Origin of the sequence: Haloferax sp. Atlit-6N (assembly GCF_003383195.1) — an archaeon.
Classification (GTDB): Archaea; Halobacteriota; Halobacteria; order Halobacteriales; family Haloferacaceae; genus Haloferax; species Haloferax gibbonsii.
In genome coordinates this window covers 418,056-443,795 of the sequence record NZ_QEQJ01000002.1, presented here as the reverse complement: position 1 = coordinate 443,795, position 25,740 = coordinate 418,056, and the positions used below count along the sequence as shown (strand labels likewise).

General features: G+C 69.0%; 28 protein-coding genes and 1 pseudogene. 8 read left to right on the top strand and 21 right to left on the bottom strand.

The genetic code is table 11. The features are described 5' to 3' along the window. Nucleotides 1-98: 98 nt before the first annotated feature. From DEQ92_RS11495 to DEQ92_RS11460, 8 genes are all read right to left on the bottom strand, one after another. Nucleotides 99-788, bottom strand: a complete 690-nt coding sequence (locus DEQ92_RS11495) for a helix-turn-helix domain-containing protein (protein WP_115820791.1) — start codon at nucleotides 786-788, stop codon at nucleotides 99-101. Between the two features lie 109 nt (nucleotides 789-897). Further along, complete coding sequence (locus tag DEQ92_RS11490; RefSeq protein ID WP_115805159.1) at nucleotides 898-1,923, bottom strand: deoxyhypusine synthase; 1,026 nt, start codon at nucleotides 1,921-1,923, stop codon at nucleotides 898-900. An 81-nt stretch (nucleotides 1,924-2,004) separates the two neighbouring features. Further along, a complete protein-coding gene (locus tag DEQ92_RS11485) occupies nucleotides 2,005-2,766 on the bottom strand; it encodes a Nif3-like dinuclear metal center hexameric protein (RefSeq protein ID WP_115805158.1) in 762 nt (253 codons plus the stop codon). 55 nt (nucleotides 2,767-2,821) lie between these two features. Next, nucleotides 2,822-3,643 carry an agmatinase gene (gene speB / locus DEQ92_RS11480; RefSeq protein WP_115805157.1) on the bottom strand — a complete coding sequence of 274 codons (822 nt, stop codon included), beginning with the start codon at nucleotides 3,641-3,643 and terminating at the stop codon, nucleotides 2,822-2,824. Nucleotides 3,644-3,658: 15 nt separating this feature from the next. Next, nucleotides 3,659-4,033 (bottom strand): translation initiation factor IF-5A, encoded by a 375-nt coding sequence (locus DEQ92_RS11475; RefSeq protein WP_004062652.1) that lies wholly within the window; start codon nucleotides 4,031-4,033, stop codon nucleotides 3,659-3,661. 95 nt (nucleotides 4,034-4,128) lie between these two features. Next, nucleotides 4,129-4,557: a DUF5518 domain-containing protein gene (locus DEQ92_RS11470; RefSeq protein WP_004975521.1), complete on the bottom strand. Its 429-nt coding sequence runs from the start codon at nucleotides 4,555-4,557 to the stop codon at nucleotides 4,129-4,131. Nucleotides 4,558-4,614: 57 nt separating this feature from the next. Continuing rightward, nucleotides 4,615-6,291: an AarF/ABC1/UbiB kinase family protein gene (locus DEQ92_RS11465; RefSeq protein WP_050459554.1), complete on the bottom strand. Its 1,677-nt coding sequence runs from the start codon at nucleotides 6,289-6,291 to the stop codon at nucleotides 4,615-4,617. A 7-nt stretch (nucleotides 6,292-6,298) separates the two neighbouring features. Next, complete coding sequence (locus DEQ92_RS11460; RefSeq protein ID WP_004975518.1) at nucleotides 6,299-6,667, bottom strand: Hsp20/alpha crystallin family protein; 369 nt, start codon at nucleotides 6,665-6,667, stop codon at nucleotides 6,299-6,301. Between the two features lie 143 nt (nucleotides 6,668-6,810). Between DEQ92_RS11460 and glp the strand changes: the two genes are divergently transcribed. The 3 genes from glp to DEQ92_RS11445 all read left to right on the top strand — a co-directional run bounded on the left by glp (nucleotide 6,811) and on the right by DEQ92_RS11445 (nucleotide 10,778). Continuing rightward, on the top strand, nucleotides 6,811-8,031 hold the full coding sequence (gene glp / locus DEQ92_RS11455) for a gephyrin-like molybdotransferase Glp (protein WP_004975516.1): 1,221 nt from the start codon (nucleotides 6,811-6,813) through the stop codon (nucleotides 8,029-8,031). After that, complete coding sequence (locus DEQ92_RS11450) at nucleotides 8,028-9,920, top strand: molybdopterin biosynthesis protein (RefSeq protein ID WP_049905099.1); 1,893 nt, start codon at nucleotides 8,028-8,030, stop codon at nucleotides 9,918-9,920. Before glp ends, DEQ92_RS11450 begins: the two co-directional genes overlap by 4 nt. Nucleotides 9,921-10,031: 111 nt before the next feature. Then, nucleotides 10,032-10,778 (top strand): response regulator, encoded by a 747-nt coding sequence (locus DEQ92_RS11445; RefSeq protein ID WP_004975512.1) that lies wholly within the window; start codon nucleotides 10,032-10,034, stop codon nucleotides 10,776-10,778. A gap of 87 nt (nucleotides 10,779-10,865) precedes the next feature. On the opposite strand, the gene DEQ92_RS11440 is transcribed toward DEQ92_RS11445, so the two are convergent. The 8 genes and pseudogenes from DEQ92_RS11440 to DEQ92_RS11405 all read right to left on the bottom strand — a co-directional run bounded on the left by DEQ92_RS11440 (nucleotide 10,866) and on the right by DEQ92_RS11405 (nucleotide 16,540). Then, nucleotides 10,866-11,534: an HAD family hydrolase gene (locus tag DEQ92_RS11440; protein ID WP_050459556.1), complete on the bottom strand. Its 669-nt coding sequence runs from the start codon at nucleotides 11,532-11,534 to the stop codon at nucleotides 10,866-10,868. A 46-nt stretch (nucleotides 11,535-11,580) separates the two neighbouring features. Continuing rightward, a pseudogene (lwrS, locus tag DEQ92_RS11435) lies at nucleotides 11,581-11,977 on the bottom strand (LWR-salt protein). Further along, nucleotides 11,974-12,249: a 4a-hydroxytetrahydrobiopterin dehydratase gene (locus tag DEQ92_RS11430; protein ID WP_004042202.1), complete on the bottom strand. Its 276-nt coding sequence runs from the start codon at nucleotides 12,247-12,249 to the stop codon at nucleotides 11,974-11,976. The pseudogene lwrS and the gene DEQ92_RS11430 overlap by 4 nt, the downstream one beginning before the upstream one ends. Nucleotides 12,250-12,294: 45 nt before the next feature. Continuing rightward, the gene (locus DEQ92_RS11425) at nucleotides 12,295-12,822 is read right to left on the bottom strand and encodes an OB-fold nucleic acid binding domain-containing protein (RefSeq protein ID WP_231608284.1); all 528 of its coding nucleotides are present in this window, start codon (nucleotides 12,820-12,822) and stop codon (nucleotides 12,295-12,297) included. A gap of 62 nt (nucleotides 12,823-12,884) precedes the next feature. Further along, a complete protein-coding gene (hemA, locus tag DEQ92_RS11420) occupies nucleotides 12,885-14,270 on the bottom strand; it encodes a glutamyl-tRNA reductase (RefSeq protein WP_115820790.1) in 1,386 nt (461 codons plus the stop codon). Continuing rightward, complete coding sequence (locus tag DEQ92_RS11415; RefSeq protein WP_115820789.1) at nucleotides 14,267-14,914, bottom strand: bifunctional precorrin-2 dehydrogenase/sirohydrochlorin ferrochelatase; 648 nt, start codon at nucleotides 14,912-14,914, stop codon at nucleotides 14,267-14,269. The genes hemA and DEQ92_RS11415 overlap by 4 nt, the downstream gene beginning before the upstream one ends. Before the next feature lies 1 nt (nucleotide 14,915). Beyond that, complete coding sequence (locus DEQ92_RS11410) at nucleotides 14,916-15,977, bottom strand: Lrp/AsnC family transcriptional regulator (protein ID WP_004975485.1); 1,062 nt, start codon at nucleotides 15,975-15,977, stop codon at nucleotides 14,916-14,918. A 164-nt stretch (nucleotides 15,978-16,141) separates the two neighbouring features. Then, the gene (locus DEQ92_RS11405; protein WP_050459561.1) at nucleotides 16,142-16,540 is read right to left on the bottom strand and encodes a DUF5778 family protein; all 399 of its coding nucleotides are present in this window, start codon (nucleotides 16,538-16,540) and stop codon (nucleotides 16,142-16,144) included. Nucleotides 16,541-16,688: 148 nt separating this feature from the next. Here DEQ92_RS11405 and uppS point away from each other — a divergent pair, with 148 nt between their 5' ends. Further along, nucleotides 16,689-17,618: a polyprenyl diphosphate synthase gene (gene uppS, locus DEQ92_RS11400; protein WP_004975477.1), complete on the top strand. Its 930-nt coding sequence runs from the start codon at nucleotides 16,689-16,691 to the stop codon at nucleotides 17,616-17,618. A 23-nt stretch (nucleotides 17,619-17,641) separates the two neighbouring features. Here the strand turns inward: uppS and DEQ92_RS11395 are convergent, their stop codons facing one another. Beyond that, nucleotides 17,642-19,009 carry a serpin family protein gene (locus DEQ92_RS11395; RefSeq protein WP_004975476.1) on the bottom strand — a complete coding sequence of 456 codons (1,368 nt, stop codon included), beginning with the start codon at nucleotides 19,007-19,009 and terminating at the stop codon, nucleotides 17,642-17,644. A gap of 71 nt (nucleotides 19,010-19,080) precedes the next feature. Next, entirely contained in the window at nucleotides 19,081-19,449 is a 369-nt protein-coding gene (locus tag DEQ92_RS11390; protein WP_004975474.1) for a hypothetical protein, read from the bottom strand. A 144-nt stretch (nucleotides 19,450-19,593) separates the two neighbouring features. Here DEQ92_RS11390 and DEQ92_RS11385 point away from each other — a divergent pair, with 144 nt between their 5' ends. After that, nucleotides 19,594-19,935 carry a hypothetical protein gene (locus DEQ92_RS11385; protein ID WP_004975472.1) on the top strand — a complete coding sequence of 114 codons (342 nt, stop codon included), beginning with the start codon at nucleotides 19,594-19,596 and terminating at the stop codon, nucleotides 19,933-19,935. Further along, on the top strand, nucleotides 19,932-20,663 hold the full coding sequence (locus DEQ92_RS11380) for a hypothetical protein (protein WP_231608285.1): 732 nt from the start codon (nucleotides 19,932-19,934) through the stop codon (nucleotides 20,661-20,663). Before DEQ92_RS11385 ends, DEQ92_RS11380 begins: the two co-directional genes overlap by 4 nt. A gap of 41 nt (nucleotides 20,664-20,704) precedes the next feature. Here DEQ92_RS11380 and DEQ92_RS11375 read toward each other — a convergent pair whose 3' ends face one another. Continuing rightward, complete coding sequence (locus DEQ92_RS11375; protein WP_004975468.1) at nucleotides 20,705-21,313, bottom strand: undecaprenyl diphosphate synthase family protein; 609 nt, start codon at nucleotides 21,311-21,313, stop codon at nucleotides 20,705-20,707. Between the two features lie 149 nt (nucleotides 21,314-21,462). On the opposite strand from DEQ92_RS11375, the gene DEQ92_RS11370 reads away from it, so the two are divergent. Then, complete coding sequence (locus DEQ92_RS11370; protein WP_115805149.1) at nucleotides 21,463-22,776, top strand: DUF92 domain-containing protein; 1,314 nt, start codon at nucleotides 21,463-21,465, stop codon at nucleotides 22,774-22,776. A gap of 16 nt (nucleotides 22,777-22,792) precedes the next feature. Continuing rightward, the gene (locus DEQ92_RS11365) at nucleotides 22,793-23,197 is read left to right on the top strand and encodes a GNAT family N-acetyltransferase (RefSeq protein ID WP_115820788.1); all 405 of its coding nucleotides are present in this window, start codon (nucleotides 22,793-22,795) and stop codon (nucleotides 23,195-23,197) included. A gap of 51 nt (nucleotides 23,198-23,248) precedes the next feature. Here the strand turns inward: DEQ92_RS11365 and dnaG are convergent, their stop codons facing one another. Together dnaG and DEQ92_RS11355 are read right to left on the bottom strand one after the other, a co-directional pair. Beyond that, nucleotides 23,249-24,652, bottom strand: a complete 1,404-nt coding sequence (dnaG, locus tag DEQ92_RS11360) for a DNA primase DnaG (protein WP_115805147.1) — start codon at nucleotides 24,650-24,652, stop codon at nucleotides 23,249-23,251. A 213-nt stretch (nucleotides 24,653-24,865) separates the two neighbouring features. After that, entirely contained in the window at nucleotides 24,866-25,615 is a 750-nt protein-coding gene (locus DEQ92_RS11355; protein ID WP_115819578.1) for a sugar phosphate isomerase/epimerase, read from the bottom strand. Nucleotides 25,616-25,740: the final 125 nt, after the last annotated feature.

The window sequence follows — 25,740 nt, the reverse complement described above, 5'->3', positions numbered from 1 at the left end:
TCACATGGTTCGATTATCGGGTAAAGTACCCCTCCCTCTCATGAGTGGGGTGAGCGCCGACCCGCCGGATTTCGTCCCCGAGAACCCGAAGAACGGGGTCAGTAGTCGCCGAGCAGTTTCGATTCGGCTTTCCGGAGGTGTTCGAGGAGCGTCGCCTTCGAGATGTCCAACTCGGCCGCCAGCGACGCGGCGCTCACCTCGCGGGGCCACGTGTAGTAGTCGCGGCGGCGGGCCAGTTCGTACACCTCGCGCTGGCGCTCGGAGAGCGCGTCGGTCCGGAACATGCCGCCGCCGTCTTCGGGGGCGGTGATGAGTTCCACGTCGATGTCGGCGTTTCGCTCCGCTCGTATCTCCGCTAGCCGCTCGTGGACGGTCTGTCGCGTCTCGTGGACGAGCACGGTCCAGCGCTCGCGGCCGCCCTGCATCCGAACCGGCTCGTCGGGGATGAACCCCCGGGAGACGAGGGCGTCGTTGATGGAGTTCCTGAGGTCGTAGCGAACGACGATGCCGCGGGCCGCGCTCCCCGGGACCCCGACGTCGCCGTCGTGCTCGTCGGTCTCCCACACCGACTCGGTCAGGGGGGACGCGCGGACGGCCGCGAGCAGTTCGTCGACCTCCTCGGCCGTGTCGGCGTAGGCGGTGAAACGCCCGTTGGCGAGGCCGTCTATCTCGTGGACGCCGTGGCCGAGCAGGCCGCCGCTCGTCTCCGTCGTCACCTGTAGCGTCCAGCAGTCCGGGTGCCAGATGTCGAGGCAGACGCGAACGCCCTGTGCACCCTCTCGTGCCATTCGTTGGCATGGAAGGGAGCTCGCCGGGCAAAAAAGTATCCCACCTGACGCGATGTGACGCGACGGCCGGTGGTGTGGACTGCCGCGGCCGTCAGCGGGCCTCGCGGCGTTACTCGATTCGCTCGCGCGCCGCGGCGACGAGCAGCGGGAGCATGATGGTCGCGTCGCCGAGGACCGTCGTGTTGCGGGCGTCCTTCTCCAGTTTGCCCCACGAGCGCGCCTCGTCGAGCGTCGCGCCCGAGAGACCGCCGGTCGCGGACGGGTCCATCGTGATTTGGACGCCGTAGTCGTACGCGCCGGGGGTGACGAGCATCGTCTGGAGCGTGAAGTTCTTCGGGACGCCGCCGCCGACGAGGAGACAGCCTGCCGTGTCGGCGTCGTACGCGAGGTCAGTCAGCGGCGTCATGTCGGCCAGCGCGTCCAGCGAGAACGACGAGGTCTGCGAGTACATCCACGCCTGCAGGCCGAGGACGGAGTCCTGTACCGCGGGGCAGTAGATGGGCACGTCGGCCTCGTAGGCCGCGGCGGCGACGCCGGCGTCTTCCTCGATTCCCTCGCGGTCGTTGACCTCGCTGTTGGCGCGGCCGAGTTCGCGGCAGAGGTCCGCGATGCTGACGGCCCCCTCTTCCTCCAGCGCCGGGAACACCTCGCTTCGGAGGTGCGACTCGAACAGCGCGAAGTGTTCTTGCGGGAGGTAGACGTTGTAGATGCGGTCGACCTCCTCGTCGCGGAGCGTCTCGTCGTGTTCGCGTTCGGTCTTCTCGCCGTGGTTCTGAGACCCATGATGGTGTTTTCCGCCGACGGCCTCGATGGCGTCGTGGGTGAGGTTCGCGCCCGTCGTCACGAGGGCGTCCACGTAGCCGTCGCGGATGAGGTCGGAGACGACCTTTCGCATCCCGGTCGGGACCATCGCGCCGGCCAGCGACATGAACACCGTGCAGTCGTCGTCGGCCAGCATCTCGGCGTAGATGTCGGCGGCCTCGTGCACGTCGGCCGCGCCGATGCCCGCGTGGCCGTACTGCTCGACCAGCTCGCCGACGGTCATCCCCCCGCGGACCTCGGCGTGGCCCAGCGGGTCGTGTTGGAACTCCTCGCGGTCCGGCATCTCGTAGCCGTCATCGTCGTGGTCGCTCATGCGAGGGAGTGCGTCGGCCGAGCGTTTGAACGCCCCGGTCCGACGGGACCGTGCGATGGGGTGTCGGGCGCTCGGTCGCGCCTACAGCCCGGTCGGGTGGCTGACGTACTCGGTCTCCAGCCCCCACTCGTCGGCGAGGTCCCGCAGGCTCCGAACCCCGAACGTCTCGGTCGCGTAGTGCCCCGCGAGGAACACCGAGATGCCGGCCTCGCGCGCCTCGTGGTACACCTTCTGTTTGCCCTCGCCGGTGACGAGCGCGTCGACGCCGCGGTCGATGGCCTCGTCCAGCCAGTCGACGCCGGAGCCGGTGACGATAGCGACCGACGAAAGCTCGTCGGGGCCGAAGTCGAGGGCGGTCGTGCCCGCGCTCCCGTCCAGTTCGTCGAGCGCCGCCCGGACCTCGTCGGTCGTCTTCGGCGACGCGAGCTCCCCGGCTTGCCCGATGTGAATCGGTCCGAGCGACCCGAACGGCTCGGTGTCTGTTAGGCCGAGGTGGCCGGCGACGCCGGCGGCGTTGCCGACTTCCTGGTGGCCGTCCAGCGGGAGGTGCGAGACGTAGAGCGCGAGGTCGCCGCGAATCAGCGGCTCGATGCGGTCGAAGTCGCGGCCGGTCACCCGGTCGAGACCGCCCCAGACGAGGCCGTGGTGGACGACGAGGAGGTCCGCGTCGGCGTCGAGCGCGGCGTCGATGGTCGCTTCCGCGGCGTCGACCGCGAAGGCGACCTTCTCGACCGATTTCTCCTCGGGGCCGACCTGCAGGCCGTTGGCGCTGGCGTCCACGTCGGCGAAGTCGTCGGTCGCGAGCGTCTCGTCGAGTCGGGCGACGATGTCGGAGAGCTGCATACCGGGGAGTCGTGACTCGGGGACTTGTAAGGAACGGGGTTCGCCGCGGGGTCGGTTACTCGTCTGCCCGCTCGGCGGCGTGCGAGAAGACGAACTCCCGGAGGAGCTTCGCCGCCAGCGACGCGGCCTGTCCGTCGTCGCGGTCGTTGACCTCGACCACGTCGAAGCCGTCGGCGCGGGGCGCGACCGCCCGCACCGCGTCTCGCATCTCCCGGGAGGTGAGCCCGAACGGCTCTTTGGTGCCCGTGCCGGGTGCGAACGCCGGGTCGGCGGCGTCGATGTCGACGCTCAGGTAGACCGACTGGTCGTCGTCGAAGTCGGGCTCCCAGTCGGGGACTGCCTCGGGTTCGACCACGGTCACGTCGCCGGCCTCGGCGCGCTTCCACTCGCCGGGCGAGCCGGTTCGCGCGCCGAGAATCACGGCCTCGTCGACGCCGAGTTCGTCGAGGACGCGACGGGTGACGGTGGCGTGGCTCCACTCGTTGCCGTCGTACTCGCGCCGGAGGTCGAGATGGGCGTCGAGACAGACGAACACGTCGGGTTCGACGCCGGTGACGCCGGCGGCGGTGACGGTGTGCTCGCCGCCGAGGACGATTGGGACGGCGTCGTCCCAGACGGCGTCGCGGACGCTCCCGGCGAGCCATTCGACGTACTCAGGTGCGTCGTCCCACGCGCGGACGTCGCCCGCGTCGTGGACGCGTAAGTCAGTGAAAAACTGGTCGGTGCGCCGGTCGTAGTCGTCGAACGACTCGGCGAACCGACGGATTCGATTCGGTCCGAAACGGGTTCCGGGTTGGAAGGACGTGGAGATGTCGAGCGGAGCGCCGAGAAGGACGTAGTCGGCGACCTCGCGGTCTGCGATTGCTCCGGGGAACATCTCTGTGACCCCCGTTTAGACGATTTTTCGCTGGCCTTCGTACTCGAGGTACTCGATCTCGTCTTCGGGGTTGAGGTCTTCTTCCTCGGGGATGCGCATCGTGAACGTCTGGTAGGTCTCGAGGTCCATGATCTGGGCGTCCTCGCCGGTGACGGAGACGACCTGACCCTGCTTCCGCTCGATGATGGGGACCCACACCTTCGCGTCGACAGGCTGGGAGAGCGAGCGCTTCTTGCTGTCGAAGACGCCGCGGGCTTCGACGCGCGCCTTCGCGCTGCCGTGCTTACCGGGCTTTGCGGTACTGTAGGCGTTGATTTTGCACGGCTTTTCTTCCATCATGACGTAGCTCCCTTCTTGGAGCTCGCGCACCTGCTTCTGCTCTTTCGCCATGTCTCTCCGTTATCGGATGGAGGGTATAAACGGTTTGGAACCGTCCTCGCACGCGACTCCTTGCCGTGGAAATCGCGGGCGGAGACCCCGATCGGTCAGGCATCTTCGACCGGGTCGACCTCGGCCATCTCGGGGTCGAACCACGTCCCTGCGGCGTCGCGTCTGGCGAGGCTCCCGAGCGCCCCGGAGGCGACGTTCGGGAGCGAGAGCGCCAGCATGATGGCGGTCGTCAGCTCGCCCGCCGTCTCGAACATCGGGATGAGGTACTGGAACGGAAAGAGAATCGGCGTCCGTTCGAGGAAGGTGAGAAGCACGGAGACCGGCATGAGCAGACAGCCCCAGACGACGCCGGCCATGAGGCCGTGCCAACCGCCGTCGGCGGGGTCGGTGCCGACGACGTAGCCGGCGAGCGCGCTCCCCGTGACCCCACCGACGAGGGTGAACTGGCCCGTCATCGCGTAGACGAGCGATTCGGTGCACGCGGCGAGACACACCCCCACGAACACCGGTCGCCACTCCGTCATGAGCGAGAGTGTATCGGCGGGAGCCGATAAAATTACGCGCCCGGTTCTCAGTTTTGATTACTCTCTGCGGCGCTCTTTGAGGTTCTGCCGGGTGAACTGCGGCGTCGCCCGGAGCCCTTTCCGCGAGCGGAACGACTTCCACAGGAGCAGGGCGACGACGCCCGTCGGCGCGCCCGCCGCGCCGACCGCGACGAGGTTCTCCGGGTTCAGCGCGTAGATGATGACCGTCGAGACGAAGCCGAACGACAGGAAGATGCCGTAGATGAGCCGCTTGGCCAGCTTGTCGAGGATGCCGCGGTTGTCCTCCAGCCGGACGTTGAGCGTCAGGTTGTCGCGGTCGGCCCGGTCGAGGACGCGTTCGAGCTTGGGCGGCACGCGGAACAGCGACTGGGCGGTCTTCTGGCCCTGCTGGCCGACGCCCTCGATGATTTTCTGGACGCTCTCTTCCCGGTAGCCTTCCTCCGTCAGGTAGTCGGTCGCCACCGAGATGAAGTCGAACTCGGGGTCGAGCGTGACGCAGACCCCCTCGACGACGCCGGCGACCCGGAGCACGAGCGCGAGGTTCCGCGGGAGCCGAAGCGGGAACTCGTAGATGGTCGATTCGACCTGTTCGAGGATCTGGTTGACCCGGTACTGCTCGATGTCGTCGCCGCGGGCGTCGGCGATGGCGAGTTCCATCACGTCGCCCATCACCTGCCGGTCGACGTTCGGGCTGAGCGTCCCCATCTCGATGAGCGTGTCGAGGATGCCGTCGACGTCCTGGTTGGCGACGGCGATGTAGAACTCCACGATCTTGTCCTGGATGAACGGGTCGACCTCGCCGTGCATCCCGAAGTCGTAGAAGATGATGCGGCCGTCGTCGGTCACGGAGAGGTTCCCCGGGTGGGGGTCGGCGTGGAAGACGCCGTCCTCGACGATCATCTGGAGGTAGATTCGCTGGAGGTTCGTCGCCAGTTCGGTCCGGTCGACGCCGAGGTCGTCCAGCGCCTCGATGTTGTTTATCTTGGTCCCGGGGAGGTACTCCATCGTGAGCACTCGGTCGTCGGAGCGCTCGGGTATCGGTTCGGGGATGACGAGCGTGTCGTCGTCCGCGAAGTTCTCCTGAATCTCGACGAGCGTCTCGGCCTCCTCGTCGTAGTCCATCTCCTCGCGGATGGTCTTGGCGAACTCGTCGGCGAGGTTCTCCAGCGAGAACGCTCGCCCCTCGCCGATAAAGCGCATGAGAAGCGGCATCGACCACCGAATCACCCGGAGGTCGGCCTCGACGAGGTCCTCGATGCCGGGCCGGCGGACCTTGACGGCGACCTTTTCGCCTTCGTACTCGGCGACGTACACCTGCCCGAGGCTCGCGCCGCTTATCGGCTCGGTGTCGAACGCGTCGAACGCCTCCTCGACGGGGCCGAGTTCCGCTTCGAGGACGGCCTTCGACTCGTCCCACGGCGCGGCCGGCACGTCGTCCTGGAGGCTCCCGAGCACCTCGATGTACTCCGGGGGGAGGATGTCGGGGCGCGTCGACAGCAGTTGGCCGAGCTTGATGAACGTCGGCCCGAGCGTCAGTAGCGACTCCAAGAGGACGTCGGCGCGCTTGATACGCATCTCGGTCGTGACGCGTCGACCGCCGCCGAACAGGAGGTATTTCCGCTTGTCACGGGTGTACGCGACGATGAGCGGGAAGAACTGGTACAGGACGACGAGGAACCGCCAATAGGCGCGGAGGTTGACCAGCGTGACCACCGCCTCGTCAGGCGTCTTCGTCGCCGGTGGTAATGGGGATGGTCCGCTCGGAGGCGGCCTCGCGCTTGGGGAGCCGGATTTCCAGCGTCCCGCGTTCCATCGACGCCTCGGCCTCGTCGGCCACGGCGTCAGGCGGAAGGGGGACTTCGGCGTCGAGGAACAGCGGGCGTTCCTCGCGGACGTAGTCGAACTCGGCTGGAAGTCGTTTGTCGCGTCGCGCTTCGACGACCAATCTGCCCTTCTCGACTCGGAGCTCCGCCGTCTCGGCGGTCACGCCCGGGAGGTCGAGGACCAAGAGGTAGGACGTCTCGGACTCCAACAGGTCGGCGAACACCGCGTCCGGGAGGTCGGACAGCGCGTCGCGCAGTGCTGACATGAACGTTCATAGGGAGTCGGGGTCGAAAAACCCGGCGGTCTCGCGCGAGCGCGCGAGCGCGAAGACGCAACGGTGCGGCTCGGGAATCGCCCGCCGACGCGTTCGAGGCCGACGCTTTTTGCCCCCCGAACCGAAGGGCCGGTATGAACCACGACGACCGACGCACGGCCGGGTTCAAGCAACGAACGCGGCTGTCGGACGCCCGCGAGTCGCTCCTCGCGGCGGCGACGCCGCACGACCGAACCGTGCGCCGACCGCTCGCCGAGGCCGACGGCCGGGCGCTCGCGGAAGACGCGGTCGCTCCCACCGACGTGCCCGGCTACGACCGCGCCGCCATGGACGGCTACGCCGTCCGCGCGTCGGACACCTTCGGCGCGAGCGGCCGCTCGCCGAACGTCCTCCGAATCGTCGACGGCCCGGTCGAGCCGGGGACGGCCGCCCGCGTCCACACCGGCAGCGACGTGCCCGACGGGGCCGACGCCGTCGTGATGGTCGAACACACCGAACGGCTCGGCGACGAACTCGAAGTGTTCGACGCGCTCGCGGAGGGCGAGAACGTCGGCGAGCGCGGCGAGGACGTGCGCGAGGGAACGCCGCTGTTCGAGGCCGGCCACGAGCTTCGCCCGTCGGACATCGGCCTGCTTCGCTCCGTCGGCGTCGAGGAGGTGACGGTGTTCGAACGCCCCCGCGTCGCGGTCGTCCCGACCGGCGAGGAACTCGTCGAGGCCGACCCCGGTCCCGGCGAGGTCATCGAGACCAACGGCCTGACCGTCTCCCGACTGGTCGAGCGCTGGGGCGGCGAGGCGAGCTACCGGGACATCGTCGTCGACGACGCCGACCTGCTCCGCGAGGCCGTCGAATCGGACCTCGACCACGACGTGGTCGTCACCACCGGCGGGTCGTCGGTCGGCGAGCGCGACCTCATCCCCGAGGTCGTCGACGACATCGGCGAGGTGCTGGTCCACGGCGTCGCGCTCAAACCCGGCCACCCGGTCGCGGTCGGCGTCGTCGAGGACACGCCGGTCGTCATGCTGCCCGGCTACCCGGTCGCCTGCGTCGTCAACGCCTTCCAGTTCCTCCGGCCGGTGCTGAAGCGCGTCGGGTCGCTCCCCGAGCGTCCCCTGCCAACGCAGGAGGCGACGCTCACCAGAAAAATCCCGAGTTCGCCCGGGACGCGGACGTTCGCCCGCGTCCGACTCGACACGTCGGGCGACGAACCGACCGCCGAGCCGACCCGGACGAGCGGGTCGGGCATCCTCTCCAGCGTCGCGCTCGCGGACGGCTGGGTCGTCGTCCCCGAGGAGATTGAGGGCTACGACGAGGGCGACACGGTCGCCGTCGAGGGCTGGGAGTGGTCCGCATGAGAAAGCAGTTCCGCGACCTCGCCTCCCCGGAGGAAGCGCGCGAGGCCATCGCGTCGCTCCACCTGACGCCCGACGCCGAGACGGTGGCGCTCGAAGACGCCCGCGGCCGCGTCCTCGCCGAGCGAATCGACGCTGAACTCGACGTACCCGGCTTCGACCGCGCGAGCATGGACGGCTACGCGGTCCGCGCCCGCGACACCTTCGGCGCGGACGAGGCCGACCCGGTCGAACTCGACCTCGCCGGGGCGGTCCACGCCGGCAGCGAACCGGACGTGGCGGTCGACCCCGGAACCGCCGTCGAAATCTCCACCGGCGCGGTGATGCCGCCGGGCGCGGACGCCGTCGTCATCGTGGAGCGAACCGACGAGCGAGACGGCTCGCTCGTCGTCTACTCGGCGGTCGCACCCGGTGACAGCGTGATGCCCGCCGGGACCGACATCGCCGCCGGCGCTCGCGCCCTCGGCCCCGGAACGCGCCTGACCCCCCGCGAAATCGGCCTGCTGTCGGCGCTCGGCGTCGACGAGGTGCCGGTCCGCGGGAAGCCCACCGTTGGCATCGTCTCGACCGGCGACGAGCTCGTCCGACCGGGCGACGAACTCCGCCCGGAGGCGGGCGAAATCTACGACGTGAACTCCTACACCATCGCCGCGGGGGTCGAAGAGGCCGGCGGCGTGCCGAAGCTCTACCCCCACGCGGGCGACGACTACGGGGAGTTGGAGCGCCTGCTCCGACGGGCGGCCGACGAGTGCGACCTCGTGCTCTCGTCCGGGTCCACGTCAGCGAGCGCGGTCGACGTCATCTACCGCGTCGTCGAAGAACGCGGCGAACTCCTGCTGCACGGCGTCTCCGTCAAGCCCGGGAAACCCATGCTCGTCGGCACGCTCGGCGAGGGAAGCGCCTACGTTGGCCTGCCCGGCTACCCGGTCTCCGCGCTCACCATCTTCCGGACGTTCGTCGCGCCGGCAATCCGCGACGCCGCCGGCCTCCCGGAGCCCCGGACCGCGACGGTCGAGGGGACGATGGCCACCCGCGAGCGGTACGCCGAGGGCCGGACACGGCTCATGCCGGTCGGACTGGTCGCTGACGGCGACGGCGAGACGCTCGTCTACCCCGTCGACAAGGGCTCGGGCGCGACGACGAGCCTCGTCGAGGCCGACGGCGTCGTCGAAGTCGCCGCCGACGTGGAGTACCTCGCCGAGGGCGAGTCGGTGACGGTCCACCTGTTCTCGCCCGACGTCCGCGCGCCGGAACTGCTCGGCGTCGGCGAGGACGACCCCGCGCTCTCGCGCCTGCTCGACCGCGTGTCGTCGCCGCGGTACCTCCCGTTCGGCTCCCGCGAGGGCCTGCGACGGCTCAGGGACGACATCGCCGACGTGGCCGTCGTCGCGGGCGACCGGGGCGACGCAGTCGAGGAAATCGACGCGGTCGAACTCGGCTCGTGGACGCGCGAGTGGGGCCTCGTCGTCCCCGACGGCAACCCCGACGGGGTATCCGGACTCGCGGACCTCGTAGACGACGACCTCCGGTTCGTCAACCGCGATTCGAACTCCGGACTGCGGACCGACCTCGGGAACGCCGTCGCCGCCCTCGCCGACGAGCGCGGGACGACCAGACACGAACTCGTCGAGGCCATCGAGGGGTTCGACCGCGGGACGAAAGCGTTCGAGAGTCCGGCGCGAGCGGTCGCCGCTGGCCGCGCCGACGCCGGTCTCGGCCTCCGCGCGACCGCCGACTCGCTCGGGCTTGATTTCGTCTCGCTCGGAAAACAGCGGGTCGCCGTCCTCGCGAACCCCGCCCGGACCGAGAAACCCGGCGTCGCTTCGCTTCGCGGCGTGCTCGCGGCGAGCGGCGATTTACTTGCCGACCTCGCAGGGTTCGAGAGGACCTAAGCGCCGCCGTAACCCTTTAGAAAGCGGCCGTGACCCGTTTAGATATTCGTCTCCCGCTGAAGTATAAAATAAGTAGAACGTTTTTATCCGCGTAGCGTGTACAACTGGTATATGAACAGCCCTCTGAAGGTCCTTCACGTCGACGACGACCCCGAGATGCTCGCCCTCTCGGAAGCCGCGTTCCGCCAACTCGACGCCGTCTCTCTTCTGACCGCCGAGTCGGCGACCGAGGCGCTCGGCGTCATCTCGGCCGAGTCGGTCGACTGCGTCGTGAGCGACTCCCTCGTGCTCCCGAACGGGGTGCCACTCGTCAAAGCCGTTCGGCAAGAACACGCCGATATCCCCATCCTCCTGTTCACGGCGAAGTCGTGGCCCGAGGTCGCCGACGTCGCCTCGACCGCCGGCGTCACCGAGTACGTCCAGAAAGCAGGCCCCGGCGACCTCGCGACGGTCCTCCAGCGGGTCCGGAGCCTCGTCGACGACGACAGCGTCGACTCCGCGCTCGCGGTCGGTGCCTCCGCGGTCACGCAGGCGCTCGAAGAACACGCCGACGCGGCCGCCGAGGCCACGTTCAGCCTCGACGACAACTGGGAACTCGTCGGGCAGTGGCTCGGCGACGAGGAACTCGGCATCGTCGTCGTCGAGGCCGTCGAGTCCTACGGCGGGCTCTCGGCCATCGAGACCCCGCTGTACGAGTACATCGACACCGACGCGCTCGAAGAACTGCTCCGGCCCGTCGTCGAGGCCGAAGAGCGTCCCGGCATCGAAGTCCGGTTCCCCTACGAGGACATTCAGGTCGCCGTCACGAGCACCGGCGACATCTTCGCCCGGCCGACGCCCGAGCAGACGCTGTCCTGAGCGCACCCCTCCGAGCGTCGATTTCTCTTTTCTTCTCTCTGGACTGTCGCGACCGTCGAATCACCGCTTCGGACGGAACCCGCCCGTTCAGCCGGACCGAACGAGGTCGTCGAAGCTCTCGACGCGGTACTCGCCGAGCACGCAGCGCCCGCGGTGTTCGGGTCCGTGTCGCTCGACGTGGATGCCGTCCAAGCCGGCGTTCCACGCGGCCCCGATGTCGCTTTCGCCGTCGCCGGCGAGGACGCCCGCGGTGCCGCCGTCGGTCAGGACTCGGTCGTCGAGTCCCAGTTCGCCGATAGCGCGTCGCACCGGCGCGGCGTCGGGTTTCCACCCCGTCTCCTCGGTACAGCAGACGACGGCGTCGAACCAGTCGCGCACGTCGAGGTGGTCCAACACGGGGTCGGTCAGGAACTGCTGGCAGTGCGTGACGATGCCGACCGGTCGGCCGGCGGCGTGAATCTCTTCGATGAGGCGCTCGGCGTCGTCGTGGAGGTACGTCACTTCTGCTCGCTTTGCGGGGTCTTCCTCGCGGTGGAACGCGGGCCAGAACTCGGCGGGGTCGATGCCCCACTCGCGGAGCATCGGGTCGCGCGCGCCGCCGAGACCGTGCCAGATGGTCTCGGCTTCGCGGTCCGTGAACTGACGACCCAGTCGGTCGCCGACCCGGTCGAACACGTCACGCGTGTACGACCACTCGGCGTCGACGAGGGTCCCATCGAGGTCGAACAGCCAGAAATCGTAGTCATCGGCGACCATTCGGACAACAGAGTACGTCAGGCGTGGATAAATGTCTTGCCCCGCGTCACGAACCGTCGGATTCGACGCGAATCGCGCTCCCGAAGTACTTGTGGAGCACCTCGCGGACCGACTCGGCGTTGAACGCGCCGAGGTCCGCGGCGACGGCCTCGCGGAAGGCGTCCAGCGACGCCTCGTCGGCCCGGAGTTCCGCGAACTCGCAGGAGACGACGGGCACGTCGAGCCACGACGACGCGAGGTCGCGGGCATGGCGCTCGTCGTTCACCGCTCCCCGCCAGAGCGCGTCGCGGAACAGCAGCCAGCCCTCCTCACCGGGCGGCGGGGGCGTGACGCGGACCGTCGTCTCGAACTCCCGCGGGTCGGTCTCGACGCCCCCCGGCCGAATCGAGGCGGAAGCGGACCCTGAAGACGTAGGTGAGCGTCGCGGTCCCCTCGTCGCTCACAGCTCGTCGTCGAACAGGTCGGCGAGCCGGAGGTCCTTGTCGGTGATGCCGCCCTCCTCGTGGCTCGTGAGGCGGACTTCGACCTCTTGGTACCGAATCGTTATCTCGGGGTGGTGGAACTCCTCTTCTGCGACCTCGCCCACGCTGGCGGCGAACGCCACGCCGTCGAGGTAGTCGTCGAACTCGTAGACGCGGACGATTTCGTCGCCGTCGCGTTCCCAGTCCGACCCGAGCTGTGCGTCGATTTCGTCGTCCGAGAGCAGCTCTGCCATGCCGAACCCGTCGGGTGGCATCCCGATAAGGATTCTGCCGGATTGTCAGGTCGCGTCCGCGCGGACGACGAACCGCGGCCCGGTCAGGAGCCGCCGCCCACCGCGGTCGCGAGCGACTCGCCCCGTGACCGCGACCTCGTCGCCGCGGGCGACGACGCCGCACTCGCCGTCGCCGCCGAACACCACGTGTCCGTCCGGCGGGACGCGGACCCGAATCTCGCCGGTGGCATCCCGGAGGACGAACGGGCGCGTCGCGCGGCCGACGACCGTGCGCCCGCCCCCGCCTCGCCGGTCGCCGTCTGTGTTCTCGCGGTCAACCCACCGCTCCACGGCCGGCCCGTCGCCCGCGATTCCCGCGACTGTCCCGACGACGGTCGCCCGAGCGACACCGTCGAGGTCGCGAATCCGCCGTTTCGGGGTCGCATCGACGAGGCGGCGACGCGCTCGCGCTCGGAGGCGGTTCACGAGGCGGTGGCCGAGCGCCGTGGGCGCGCGGCCGGCGGCTTCTCGGGTGGCGGCGTCGGTACGGGAACGGCGCACGAAGCCCGTCGCTGACGGTCTGGGCGGTGACATCGTCGCGGAGTGGCTCCGCGTTCGGATAAGAAAGTTCGCCGGTCGGCCGCGTCGGCGGCCCGTCAGTCGTCCGAGAGCTGTTCGAGGACGCGCCGGGGCACCTCGCCTTCGAGCGCCTCGCGGTCGAGGTCCTCCGGCGGCTCGCCGGAGAACTCGATGGACGGCCCGGACGGCTCGGCGGGGTCTGACCCTCCGAGGTCGTCGAAGCCGGGGTCGAACAGCCGCATGGCCGTCTGGATGGTCGTCCAGTCGTCGTCGCCGGCGGCGTCGCGGAGGCTCTTGGTCGGCGCGGCGAGGATTTGGCCGATGAGCGCGTCCGCGAGCGACTCGACCGTCTCGCGCTGCTCGTCGGTGAGGTCGCCCTGCGCTTCGAGCTTCGACAGCGCCGTCGACACCTCGCGGCGCTTGACGTGCTCTGCGGCCTCGTACATCGAACTGATGGCCTCGTCGGCGCGTTTCCGCTTGTAGGCGGCGAGCAGGCGGTCGAACTCGTCGTCTATCATCGCCTCGACCTCGCGGGCGGCGCGCTCGCGGCGCTCCGCGGTCCGGTCGGTCACCGTCTCCAAATCGTCGATGTCGCGGACGCGAACGCCGTCGAGGTCGGCGGCGGCGGGGTCGACGTCCCGCGGCTGGGCGATGTCGATGAGCATCGTCTCGGAGCCGTCCGCCAGCTCCGCCGGCGTGACGACGTACTCGGGGCTGCTCGTGGCCGTGATGACGAGGTCGGCGTCGCGGAGGCGACCGCGGAGGTCGCCCAGTCCGGCGGCCTTCGAGACGCCCGGGACCTCGCGGGCGAGGTGGCGGGCGTTCGCGACCGTCCGGTTCGCGACGACGAGGTCGCCCACGTCGACCGACGCGAGCGCCTTCGTCGCGAGCGTCCCCATCTCTCCGGCCCCGACGACGAGGGCGTCGACCTCGCCGATGGGGGCGTCGAGTTCGGCCCGGGCGAGCCTGACGGCGGCGCTCCCGAGCGAGACGGCACCCTCGTTGATGGCCGTCTCCTCGCGGGCGCGTTCGCCGACGTGGACGGCCTTCATGAGCGCGTCTTCCAGCATCGGGCCGATGGCGTCCTGCTCGCGGGCGGCCTCGATACCGGCTTTGACCTGTCCGAGAATCTGGTCCTCGCCGAGGACGAGGGATTCGAGCCCCGACGCCACCCGCATGAGGTGGCGCAGGGTCTCTTCGTGGTCCATGTAGCGGACGCTCCCGTCTCGGACGTCGGGAGCGAAGTCGTCGAGCGCGCGGCGGCCGTCGGTCGCGTCGTCCGTGACGACGTACGCCTCGGCGCGGTTACACGTCTGAAGCGAAAAGGCCTCTGAGACGCCGTCGCGGGCGAGGAGTCGCTCGACGACCGTCTGAACGTCGTCGCTCGAAGCGGCTTCTATCTCGCGAACGCTGGCCCGGTCGTGGGCGACGCTCACACCGGAGATGACGCCCGAATCTCTCATGAATCACCTCGCTGTGTGTCTCGTATCACGCGCGCTGCCTCTTGGCGGGAGTTTGCATCGCCGGTACGTAAAGCCTTCCAAACCGACGGGTCTCGCACGACCGCTCGAATCGCATCACGGCGCTCGGCCGGCGACCGGTCGGACGCCTTGAGTTCCGCGCGGAGTTCCGCGGTCAGCGCGGCCATCTCGCCCGCTCCCTCCAACTCGGCTTCGACGCGCTCTCGGAGGTGCTTCGAGAGGGCGGGGCTCGCGCCGCCGGTCGTGATGGCGACCGACACGTCGCCGTCCTCGACGGTCGCCGGGACGACCACGCTCCCCGCGTCGCGCTCGCCGCTCCGGTCGGCTCGATTGACCAGTGCGCCGGCGTCTCGGGCCGCCGCGACGACGGCGTCGTTCACCGCGTCGTCGTTGGTCGCCGCGACGACGAGCGCCGGGGCGAACCGCTCGACCCAGTCGGGAACCTCGTCGGGCGCGGGGGCCGCCCGAACGCGCTCCGCGTCGCCGAAGTCGCGGTCGGCGAACTCGGGACTGACGACGACGGTCCGCGCCTCGCGGGCGAACCGACGGGCCTTCCGCGCGCCGACGGGTCCCCCGCCGAAGACGACGACCGTCTCGTCGGAGAGGTCGTGGACAAGCGGAATCATCTCACTCCGTGTTCGCCTCGGCTCGTTCGTCCAGCCTGATTCCCGTCTTCTTCAGGATGCGCGTCGAGAACAGGGTGTCCCAGTCGTCGTCGCCCACGTCCCAGTAGTCGCTCATGACCTCGCGCACCTGTTCGATGCGGGCCTCGCTCTCCGCCTCGGAGCGGCCGTGGGTCATCGCGAAGAAGTTGTACGGCCAGACGCCCTCGTGTCGCGGCCGGCGGTAACAGTGGGTGACGAAGTCCAGCGAGGCGATTTCGGGGCCGACCTCCGCCACGAGGTCGTCGGGGACGTTCCAGACGGTCATCCCGTTTTCCGAGTAGCCGAGCGCGTAGTGGTTCGGGATGACGCCGACGCGGCGGACCTTCCCCTCGAGATTGAACCGCTTGATCGTCTCGACCACCCACGACGGCTCCTGCCCGACGGCCTCGGCCACGTCGGCGTAGGGCGTCTCGGTAATCGGCAGGCCGCCCTGAATCTCCATGACGAGGTCGCGCTCGTCGGGCGTCAGGGTGCGCGCGTCCGTCGGCTCCACGTCGGGACCGAGGTGCGAGAGGTCGAGGTCGCCGTCTGAGACGGGGCCGTCGAGGAGGAACTTCGCGCCCACGTGGAACTCGTGGCGCTTGGGCATGTTGTACGTCGCTTGGCCCGTCTCGTCCTCGATGTCGCCGAGCACCTCGTCCACCCGCGACGCCTCGGCGACCGAGACGACGAACCACATGTTGAGGTGGGGGTGCTCGCGCTCGTAGTTGTGCGCGACCTCGCGGTGGGCGTTCACCTGCTCGGCCACCTCGTCGAACCGCTCCGGCGGCGCGTGCATGGCGACGAGCGTCGCCGTGCCGCCGATTTCCTCGGCGTTGACGAGCGCGCCGAACCGCGAGAGGACGCCTTCCTCGTCGAGCGTCCGCACCCGCTCGCAGAGGTCGGTCGCCGTCACGTCCACGCCGCGCTCGCGCAGCGCGGCCGCCGCGGGCTCGAAGGGACGTTCGACGACGGGGAAGCCGCCCTGGAAGGCGTTGACGATGGCGCGGTCGAGACGAGAGAGGTCCGCGTCCGCCTGTATCATGCGCGTCACTCGGGATGCGAGGCGGATAAACGCCTCGCTTGTTCTCACTGCGATGAACCGAAGCGAACGCCCGGCGAGCCGCCGGTGAACGGCCGACGCGGGCGGAGCGAGCTCCCTCGCTCACGAAGTAAAAGAGGCGTCTCGTCGTCGGGTCGCCGCCGCGCTCAGGGGACCGGCGTGACGCGGTCGACGTCGTCGAGCGCTTCGAGGCCCTCGACGATGGCGTCGTGGTCGGCGATGGCCTCGTAGTAGAACACGAGGTCGAACGTCCCGTCGCGGACGAGCTGTTGGCACTCCCAGACGAACTCGTCGTCCCCGACGGAGAGCCCCTGGAACTGGTTGGACGAGAAGTCGGTGTCGTCGTTGCCGGCGTAAATCCACGCGTCGCCCTTCCCCGCGTGCTCGGCGATTATCTCGTTGATTTCGACGGTCAGCTCCTGCATCTCCAGGTCCTCGCGGCTGGTGAGGTCGGTGTGGACGATGGCCCCGACGAGTTCGATATCGCCGGGTTCGAGCAGCGCGAGGGTCCGCTGGTAGAGGTCCTCGTCGATGGTCTCGCTCATATCCGAGTCTTCTCGGGGAGGTACAAACGGATGGCGATTCGTCGCCCGTCGTGACGACCCGTCATTCTGTGGCGACCTCCCGACCTCGGGACACCGTGCGACGGTGTAACCCACAAGACACATAGCCTCGGAATGCAACCGACGGTACATGTTCGGGTGGGTCCAACGCGGCTTTCGGCGCGCCTACGAGCGGGTGCTCGACCGGGAGATAGACGACGGGCCGACCCACGTCGCCATCATCCAGGACGGCAACCGCCGGTACGCCCGGAAGAACGGCGACGACGCCCCCGACGGCCACAGAGCGGGCGCGCAGACGACCGAGGACGTGCTGACGTGGTGCGAGGAACTCGGAATCGAGGAACTGACGCTCTACACGTTCTCGACCGAGAACTTCGACCGCCCGGAACACGAGCGCCAGCCGCTCTTCGACCTCATCGAGGACAAGCTCTACGAGTTCGCCGACGCCGACCGCGTCCACGAGCGCGAGGTCGCCGTGCGCGCCATCGGCGAGGTCGAGATGCTCCCCGGTCGCGTCCGCGACGCCGTCGAGTACGCGGAGACTCGGACCGCCGACTACGACGGGTTCACGCTCAACATCGCCCTCGCGTACGGCGGCCGAGCCGAACTCCTCGGGGCCGCCCGCGACGTCTGTCGCGCGGTCGACCGCGGCGACCTCTCGCCCGACGAGGTGGACGTGCCGGCGGTCGACCGCCGCCTGTCCAGAAAGCCCGTCCGCGACGTGGACCTCATCATCCGTCCCGGCGGCGACGAGCGCACCTCGAACTTCCTGCCGTGGCACGCGAACGGCAACGAGGCCGCCGTCTACTTCTGTGCGCCCTACTGGCCTGAGTTCTCGAAAGTCGACTTCCTGCGCGGCATCCGAACCTACGAGTCCAGAGAGCAGTCGTGGCAGCGCACCCGGACCGAGCGCGCCGTCACGCTCGTCCGGGCCGTCGCGGAAGTGGAGTTAGAGGACGCCCGCACCGTCGCCGGTCGCCTCCGCGAGCAACTCCCCTCGTCGGGGGCCGACGAGGTGTCCGCCGAGTTGGCGAAGCGGACCGACGAGACGGCCGACTGAGGACGACTCCTGCTGTTTTGCGGTTATTCGCCGCCCTGCGCAGCCCCGGCGTCGACGACGCGACCGTAGAACAGAATCGCGTCCGTCGGCCGGTCGCGGATGCAGAACAGGAACGGCCGGTCGAACCGGAGTTCGCCCCAGCTCGGCGGCAATGAACTTTCGACAACCACGCCCGTCGCCGCCGCGGCCTCCGTCCCCTCCTCGTCCACGGAGACGAACGATTTGTGGAACACCTCGTCGATGGCGAGGGTCGCCCCGTCGCCCTCGGCCATTCCACCGAAGTCGGCATCCGAGCCGAACGCAGCGGGCATCCCGAGATTCGACAGCGCCTCGGAGAGTTGGACCTCCGTCTCGAACTCGAACCGCGGGAGCACGACGTCACCGATTCGCTCTCGCATCTCCTCGAAGACGCCGAACAGTCGACTCGCGTTCAGATTCCGCTCGTACGACTCGAATTCGCCTTCGTCGGGAAGCAGTAGCACCATCGACACCTCCCGACCGAGGTACGGGAGTTCGACGGCCTGCGCGCTCGGGAGGTCGGCGTAGTTCGCCTTGAGTTCCTGCCGCATGAGCGGCACGGTCGATTCGCCCCCGTCCAGCGCGGTGAACGTCCCGTCTTCGGTGTCCTCGGGGTCGAACGTGCGCGCCCACTGCGCCATGAAGTAGATAGCGTTGGTGAGGACGAGCGCCGTGTCGGACGTGACGGAGCCTGCGGGAAGCAGGTTCTCGATTCGGCCCTCCGTCCGGTCGGCGACCCACTCGTTGATTCGCTCCCGCTCGCCGTCCGGGTCGCCGGCGAAGTCGGCCCGTCGGAGTCCGGCCCCGTAGTTCGAGTCGAGTCGGTCGAGGTAGTCCGCCGAGAACGCGTACCCCTCGCGGCCCCACAGCGCGTTCGCCACGGCCAGTCGGAAGGCGTCGGCTTCGCCGCCGTCGACCGGGTTCCGAGTCGTCTCCCGCTCTTCGAGCGCCGCCCGTAGGTCCGCGAACGCCGGGTGAACGTCCTCCCCGAGCGTGTAGTGGAGCGTCGCTTCCATCTGTTCGCGGGTCGCCCCGCGAGCGCCCGCGTAGGTCATCGCCAGCGCGACGGAGATGCTGTACGGCGAGAGGAACTGGTTGCCGCCCTGTTCGGACGCGACCTGTCTGTGCAGGTCGAGGGCGAACTCGGCGTTGCCGGCCGCGAGCGCGGCGAGCCGCTCGTCGTCCACGCTCGGTTCGCCGGTCGGCGGTTCGTCGCTCGGCCCCTCCGTCGGCGTGTCTGTCGTCGCGGTCGCGGTGTCCGTCGTCTCGCTTGCGGTCTCGGTCTCCGCGGACGACTGACCGTCGCCCGTACAGCCGGCAATCGTCGCGGCGGCGAGCGCCCCCGACAACGCCAGCATCTCGCGGCGGTTCATGTCGGAACGTTCAGCGGTCTAACAATATGTCTTCTGTAAGCACAAACGGCGGCTTGAGAGACGAGGGTGCGTCACCTCGCCGGGCGAACCCGCCGCCGGTACGTCCGCCAGCAGAACCATCCCAGAAACGCGGCGCTCTGTCCGAGCACGACGGCGACGAACTCGGCTTCGTACCGAGGCCCTAACAGCAGCACTGCCCCGCCGTAGGCGACGGTCGGAACCCACGAGCGCCAGCCCTCGTAGCGCGATTCGAGGAACAGCCACGGCGGGACGACGGCGACGCCGACGAGCGCCCACGGCCAGTCCGGCGGGGCGGGCTGATTGAGCCAGAGAACGAGTAACAGCGAGAGCGCGAGGAGGACGTGCCCGTCTTCGAGCCACTCGCTGGCCGGCGGTGGCGGCGGGAGGAGGTCTGTTCTGTTGGGTGAGTTGGAGGGCATCTGTTCGGCAACTGAGAGTCGGGAACGTGCTCCTCGACTGCGCTTGTGGACCGTAGTAACGCCGCGAGAGCGGCAGTTCTTACGGGTATCAAAACATGTTGAGGTATCAAACTTTACTATCGGTAGTCTTCTTGGTGGCAAGCGATGGATTTGCTCCTCGTCGCCGCACCCTCACTCCCCGACGGGGTCGCGAAGACGCTCGATGTGTACCCGCCACTCGTCCTGCTCGGAACCTTCTTCAGCTATACGGGAATGTTTCTCATTCTGAGCGACGACGTGGACGACTTTCTCGGCCTGTGGATGTTCACTACGCTGGTCTATCCCGGCGTCCTCGTCTGGTACGTCGACCGAATCGACGTGACGAGCGACTTCGCGTTCGGCTACTCGTTGCGGGAGTCGACGGTGGCGTTCCCGCTTTTGTTCATGGGCCTCGCGTTCTACCTCTTCACGGTCGCGTTCGCCGACCGGTATCTGGGGAAGACATGATGCAGATATCGTTCCTCTTCGAGTACGTCCCCGAGTGGCTGTCGATAGCGCTGCTGGCTGTCGGTTCGACGTTCGTGACGTGGGGTCTCCCGTTCGTCGACGCCGACGACGAGTTGAGCGTCGAAACCGGACAGGACGTCCTCGGTGTGATACTGTTAGGTATCGGTGTCGGCGTCACGGTTTGGGGAACGCGTTCGATCTCTGTCTTCGCTCCGATTGCCGTCGTCGTCGTCCTGCTGACGGGCTTCCTTGAGGGGCTGGCGGCGATTAGTATATACAAGAAGCTCGTCGACCTGGTTCTGCGGCGTTCAGCCCCGTCTGGCGGGTCGTTCAGACGGAAGCTCTTCGGTGGACTCCTCGCGTTCTTCCTGGTCGTACTTTCCGGGTGGGCCCTCGTCGCGGCGGTCGTATGGGGTCCCATCGAACTCGGCGTTGGCGAGTCGGTTCGCCTCTACTGGACGGTCGTCACGGTCATCGTGACCGTCATCGGCATGTCGACCAAGTTCTGGAGCACGAAAGAGCGGTCCCCGACGCCGATACTGTTCGGGGGCGTCTTCCTCATCACTGGCGCGGAAATCGTCAACCTCCGGTTCACGACCGAACTCACGCTGTACGTCGGCACGGTCGTCGCCTACACGCTCGGGTTCTGGTTCGGCGTCGCGCTGTTGATTCGAGGCGCACAGCGAATCTCTCGGGAACGAACTACCGGGCGCCGGTCGTGGGACTAACGGCGTTCGCTCTCCGAGAAAGCGGACCGGCGGGATTCGCCCTACCGGCCGAATCTCCGCTGACGGTCCTGGTAGTCCCGCAACGCCCGCAGGTAATCGCGCTTCCTGAAGTCCCGCCAGTTCACGTCGGTGAAGTAGAGTTCCGCGTACACGGACTGCCAAATCATGAAGTCCGACAGGCGCTCAGCCCCCGTCTTGACCACGAAGTCCGGCTCGTCGGGGAACACGAGGCGCTGTTCGATGTCCGCGGCGTCGATGTCGTCGGGGTCGAGCGCGCCCTCGTCGACCTCCTCGGCCAGCGACTGGACCACCGATGCGAACTCTCGTTTCCCGCCGAGGCCGATGCTGACCTGCACGGGGGCGTCGGCGCGCTCGGTGTCGCCGGGTTCGCGGACCTCCACTCGCTGGGGAACGTCGAGGTCGCGGAGCTCGCGGGCGAGCGTCGGGACGACCGCCTCGTCGAGGACGCTCACGGAGATGGTGACGCGGTCGCTTCCGAACTCGAACGCCCAGCCGACGAACGCTTCGAGCGTCTCGTACGCGCCCTGTTCCAGCAGGTCGCGCTCGGTGATGACGAGCGCCACGTGCTCGGGGGCGTCGGCGTCGTCGAGGCGGAATCGGAGGGCGAGGTAGGAGTCGTACAGTCCCACGGGAGTCGTTCTCGCGGCGATTCTCCTAACCCTTCGGGTTCGGCGTCGGTCCGCTCGCCCCGGGAGGTTGGCATCGACCGCGGACTCGCGGTGGTGCGGTCGTCGGTGATGTCGGGAGGGTTAAGTGCGCGTCGGGGATACCGAATGGTGTGACTTCCACGGTACGGCGAGCGGGCGGATTCGCGGTCGTCGGGACGTTGGCCCTCGCGGCCCCGAGTCTCGGCGCGGCCGCGTTCGCGCCCTTCGCCGCAGTCGCGCTCCTGGCGGCCTTCGTCGTCGACGACGGCCCCCTCTTCGAGCTGTTCGCGCGGCCCGGCGACCGGCAGGACGGCCGGCTCAACGGGCTCGCCGGGTTCGCACTGGCCGCGACCGGCCTCGCCCTCTTGGCGACGGTCCCGCGCGTCACGATGCCGCTTTCGGTGTTCGCCGCCGCGGTGTTGACACTCGCCTACGGCAACCTCGGCGCGCGACTGGTGGATTCGAGAACGTCCGACGAGTCGCTTCGCGCGGCGGGCTTCGTCGCGGCCGCGGTCCTCGCCGGCACCGCGGGACAGGCGGCAATCGCGTCGCTGACGGGTGACGCGATGCTTCTCGCCCGGTTCACCCTCCTCGCGGCCGTCGGCGGCCTCGTCGGCGCGGTGCTCCGGACGGCCCTCTACGAGCGCGACGACCCGCTCGTCATGCTCTCTATCGGCCTCGTCCTCTGGGGCGTCGAGGTGCTCGCGGGGCCGGTGTCGCCGACGCAGACCGGCGTGGCGCTCGCCCTCACGGTCGCGCTCGGCTACGCGGCCTACGCCCTCGGGACGGCCTCCGTCGCCGGCATGATTACCGGCGTCCTCCTGCTCCTCTTCGCGGTCGTCTTCGGCGGTTTCGGCTGGGCGCTCGTGCTCGTCTCCTTCTTCGGCGTCGGTGCGCTCGCCACTAAGTTCCGGTACGACAGCAAGGCCGAACGCGGTGTCGCCGAGGACAACGACGGCGCTCGCGGCACCGGCAACGTCCTCGGCAACTCGGGCGTCTCGCTCGTCGCCGTCGTCGGCTACGCCGCGGCGCAAACGCTCGGCTACCCGTTCGTCACCGACCTGCTCGTCCTCGCGTTCGCCGGGTCGGCCGCCGCCGCGATGAGCGACACGCTCTCCAGCGAAATCGGCGGGCTGTTCGACCAGCCGCGGCTCATCACCTCGCTCAAGCCCGTTCCCGCCGGGACCGACGGCGCGGTCACGTGGCAAGGCGAAGTCGCCGGCGCGCTGGGCGCGGCCTTCGTGGCCGGCGTGAGCGTGCTGGTGCTTCCCCTGCCGGCGCAGACGGCCGCCATCGCCGTTCTCGCCGGCGGGCTCGTCGGAATGACGGTCGACAGTCTGCTCGGTGCGACGGTCGAGGGAGCCGGCCTCGGCAACCAGGCGGTCAACTTCCTCGCCACGTTCGCCGGCGCGCTGGGCGCGGTCCTCGTCTGGATTCCGCTGTGACGGGGGTGACGCGGCCGTGACGGGCGTTCGCCCCTCCCGCGACACCGACGTGCCGGCCGTCGAATCGCTCCAACGACTCGTCTCGCACCCCTCGCCCGACCTCTTGGACGCGTGGCCCGCCGTCGGGACGCTTCTCGTCGCCGTCGACGCCGACGACCGGCCGGTCGGCTACCTCCTCGCCGTCGGCGCGCATCTGACCGAACTCGCGGTTTCCCCCGACCACCGGCGCGAGGGGCGCGCCACCGCGCTCGTCGAAGCGTACCAAGACTCCCGCCCGGCGTCAGACGCGCCGCTCACGTTGCTGGTCCATCCGGAGAACGACGGCGCGCGTGCCTGTTACGAGGCGCTCGGATTCCGCCGGGACGCCCGCGTTCCGGACGCGTTCGACGGCGACGACGGGCTACGGCTCGTCCTCGATTGACCGTCGGCGTCTCGGCCGGCGTCTCGGCCGGTATCGGGCCGCGTTCCGTCCTCAGTCGAGGAGCTGGTCCGCGGTTCTGACGCGGACGCTGACGGGCTTTTTGACGTACTCGCCGGCCGAGCGCGCCACGACGTGTCCGACGCCGCGCTGGGCCGCGATGTCGACGAGTTTCTGGCTCGCCTCGCCGTCGACGACGACGAGCGCCGGGGCGGGGTCGGCGTACTCGACGGCGTCGTACACCTTCTCGACCGCGACCTCGTCGTCGATGCCGAGGTCGTCGTCCAGGAGCCGGGCCATGCCGCTCTCGTCGGCGATGACCTCGCGCACGTGGTCGGCGAGCGAGGGCCGCTGGTCGGTCGATTCGACCGCCTCGGCGACGGCTTCGACCTCGGACTCGGTGAGCACTCCGCCGTTTGCGTCGGCGTCGGCGTCGGTGCTCGCGGTTTCGGTGGGCTTTCCGACCGTGACGGTACCGCCGGTGCCGGCCTCGGCGGGTGCCTCGCTGACCGCGTCGGCGGGTCCGTTCGCGTGGCCGTCCGCGGGTGGAGTCGACGACGCGTCAGTCGTCGGCGACTCCGTGCGAGGGTCCGTCCGAACGTCTCCCGTCCCGTTGGCGGCGGCGACGGCGGCCCGGAAGTCACCGTCGCCGTCCTCCGGAAGCGACGAGAGCGGGACCTTGTTCCTGAGGGCGCGGACGACCGACGCGCGGTCGAGGTCCTCGACCGACCGGCCGTCGGGCGCGAAGGCGACGTAGTCCACGTCGCCGACCTGCGAGAGCTCGCGCAGGATGAGTTCGCCGCCGCGGTCGCCGTCGAGGAACGCCGTGACGGTCCGCTCTTGGGTCAGTCCCGCGACCGCGTCGGGGACGTTCGTCCCCTCGACGGCGACGGCGTTTTTGATGCCGTAGCGGAGGAGCGTGAGCACGTCGGCGCGACCCTCGACGACGATGATGGCGTCCGAGTCGGCGACGCGGGGGCCGGCCGGGAGGCCCTTGTACTCGGTGATGTCCTCGACGCGGACGCTCTCTTTGACCGCTTCGAGGATTTCGGTCGAGCTCATCACGGTGTCGTCGAACGACTCCGAGAGGAGCTCCTTGGCGCGCTCGACGACCATCCGTCGCTTGGCCTCGCGCACGTCCTCGATGTTCGTGACCTCGATGACGGCCTGACAGGGACCGACGCGGGTCAGCGTCTCCAGCGAGGCCGCGAGGATGGCCGTCTCGACCTTGTCGAGGCTGCTGGCGATGGTCATCTGGCCGAACGAGTGGCCGTTTTCCGAGTCTATCTGTACGTCTATCCGACCGACCTTGGAGGACTGTTGGAGGTCGCGGAGGTCGAGTTCGTCGCCGAGGAGGCCCTCGGTCTGGCCGAAGACGGCCCCGACGACGTCGCTCCGTTCGACGACCCCGTCGGCGGAGATGGAAGCGTGAATGAGATATTTTGCAGTGTCGTCCATTGGTGAAGTCACCCCGTTGGGGGTGGTGATGTGATGATTGTGATGATGTCATGGGCCGGACCCACGAACGTCATTATATAAGTTGCGCCCGAGGGAAATATCTATCGTGGCCGACGATTCGAACGCTCGCGGGCCGTCCGACTCGGACACCGTGTCCCGCGAAACGCCGGCGAATCGTCGCTCTCCCGCCGTTTCGACCGACCACGTAATTTGTCACGCTTCCTCGTCGGTTCGGTGCGCGCCGACGAACTCGCCCGCGTCCCGGCAGAACGCCGCCGGGTCCTCGGGGAAGTCGTGTTCGGCGACGGCCCACTCGACGAACCCCTCGCGCGCGGCCGCGAGACAGCGGTCGATGTCGAGTTCTCCCTCGCCGAGCGAGACGGGTCGGCCGCCGCGCTCCGCGTCGGCGTCGCGGACGACGTCCTTCAGGTGGACGACCGGGGTCCGGTCGGCGTAGCGGTCGAGGTACGCGACGGGGTCGTAGCCGGCGGCGAGAATCCACGCGAGGTCGAGTTCGAAACCGACGCCGGACTCCTCGGCCAATCGGTCGAGCGCGGGTTCGCCCTCGACCGCGGCGAGTTCGTGGTCGTGGTTGTGGTAGAGCAGTCTGACGCCCCGCTCGTCGCACTTCGCGGTCAGGTCGTCCAGCCGGTGTGCGGTCTCGTCCACCGCGTCGGCGTCGGCGAACGCCTCCGGCGGGAGATACGGAACCACGAGCGTCTCGACGCCGAGCGCGCCGTACCGCTCGCAGACCGCGTCGAGGTCGGCTTCGAGGTCCTCGATGGGGACGTGGGCCGCGGGGACGCCCAGTCCGGTCTCGTCGAGGGCCGCGCGGACCGCCGCCGCGTCGTCGACGCCCGCGAACTCCACGCCGTCGAAGCCGGCGTCCGCGGCGCGTCGGACGAGCGCCGACGTCGGTTCGTCGAGCTCGCGAAGCGAGTACAGCTGAATACCGAAGTCCATGTGTCTCCGGTCGCACGCGCCGCTGGAAACTGTTCCGGCGGCCGATTCGCCCGCGGACGACCCCGCCTTCCGCGTCGCCTCTGTCGCGTACGCGTCCGTGGGTGGTTCTCGTCGTTCGACCGCCT

Bases quoted from the DNA above. Each gene is read 5' to 3' on its own strand.
- DEQ92_RS11495 (WP_115820791.1), bottom strand. From the start codon at position 788: ATGGCACGAGAGGGTGCACAGGGCGTTCGCGTCTGCCTCGACATCTGG.
- DEQ92_RS11490 (WP_115805159.1), bottom strand. From the start codon at position 1,923: ATGAGCGACCACGACGATGACGGCTACGAGATGCCGGACCGCGAGGAG.
- DEQ92_RS11485 (WP_115805158.1), bottom strand. From the start codon at position 2,766: ATGCAGCTCTCCGACATCGTCGCCCGACTCGACGAGACGCTCGCGACC.
- speB (WP_115805157.1), bottom strand. From the start codon at position 3,643: ATGTTCCCCGGAGCAATCGCAGACCGCGAGGTCGCCGACTACGTCCTT.
- DEQ92_RS11475 (WP_004062652.1), bottom strand. From the start codon at position 4,033: ATGGCGAAAGAGCAGAAGCAGGTGCGCGAGCTCCAAGAAGGGAGCTAC.
- DEQ92_RS11470 (WP_004975521.1), bottom strand. From the start codon at position 4,557: ATGACGGAGTGGCGACCGGTGTTCGTGGGGGTGTGTCTCGCCGCGTGC.
- DEQ92_RS11460 (WP_004975518.1), bottom strand. From the start codon at position 6,667: ATGTCAGCACTGCGCGACGCGCTGTCCGACCTCCCGGACGCGGTGTTC.
- glp (WP_004975516.1), top strand. From the start codon at position 6,811: ATGAACCACGACGACCGACGCACGGCCGGGTTCAAGCAACGAACGCGG.
- DEQ92_RS11450 (WP_049905099.1), top strand. From the start codon at position 8,028: ATGAGAAAGCAGTTCCGCGACCTCGCCTCCCCGGAGGAAGCGCGCGAG.
- DEQ92_RS11445 (WP_004975512.1), top strand. From the start codon at position 10,032: ATGAACAGCCCTCTGAAGGTCCTTCACGTCGACGACGACCCCGAGATG.
- DEQ92_RS11440 (WP_050459556.1), bottom strand. From the start codon at position 11,534: ATGGTCGCCGATGACTACGATTTCTGGCTGTTCGACCTCGATGGGACC.
- DEQ92_RS11430 (WP_004042202.1), bottom strand. From the start codon at position 12,249: ATGGCAGAGCTGCTCTCGGACGACGAAATCGACGCACAGCTCGGGTCG.
- DEQ92_RS11425 (WP_231608284.1), bottom strand. From the start codon at position 12,822: ATGTCACCGCCCAGACCGTCAGCGACGGGCTTCGTGCGCCGTTCCCGT.
- hemA (WP_115820790.1), bottom strand. From the start codon at position 14,270: ATGAGAGATTCGGGCGTCATCTCCGGTGTGAGCGTCGCCCACGACCGG.
- DEQ92_RS11415 (WP_115820789.1), bottom strand. From the start codon at position 14,914: ATGATTCCGCTTGTCCACGACCTCTCCGACGAGACGGTCGTCGTCTTC.
- DEQ92_RS11410 (WP_004975485.1), bottom strand. From the start codon at position 15,977: ATGATACAGGCGGACGCGGACCTCTCTCGTCTCGACCGCGCCATCGTC.
- DEQ92_RS11405 (WP_050459561.1), bottom strand. From the start codon at position 16,540: ATGAGCGAGACCATCGACGAGGACCTCTACCAGCGGACCCTCGCGCTG.
- uppS (WP_004975477.1), top strand. From the start codon at position 16,689: ATGTTCGGGTGGGTCCAACGCGGCTTTCGGCGCGCCTACGAGCGGGTG.
- DEQ92_RS11395 (WP_004975476.1), bottom strand. From the start codon at position 19,009: ATGAACCGCCGCGAGATGCTGGCGTTGTCGGGGGCGCTCGCCGCCGCG.
- DEQ92_RS11390 (WP_004975474.1), bottom strand. From the start codon at position 19,449: ATGCCCTCCAACTCACCCAACAGAACAGACCTCCTCCCGCCGCCACCG.
- DEQ92_RS11385 (WP_004975472.1), top strand. From the start codon at position 19,594: ATGGATTTGCTCCTCGTCGCCGCACCCTCACTCCCCGACGGGGTCGCG.
- DEQ92_RS11380 (WP_231608285.1), top strand. From the start codon at position 19,932: ATGATGCAGATATCGTTCCTCTTCGAGTACGTCCCCGAGTGGCTGTCG.
- dnaG (WP_115805147.1), bottom strand. From the start codon at position 24,652: ATGGACGACACTGCAAAATATCTCATTCACGCTTCCATCTCCGCCGAC.
- DEQ92_RS11355 (WP_115819578.1), bottom strand. From the start codon at position 25,615: ATGGACTTCGGTATTCAGCTGTACTCGCTTCGCGAGCTCGACGAACCG.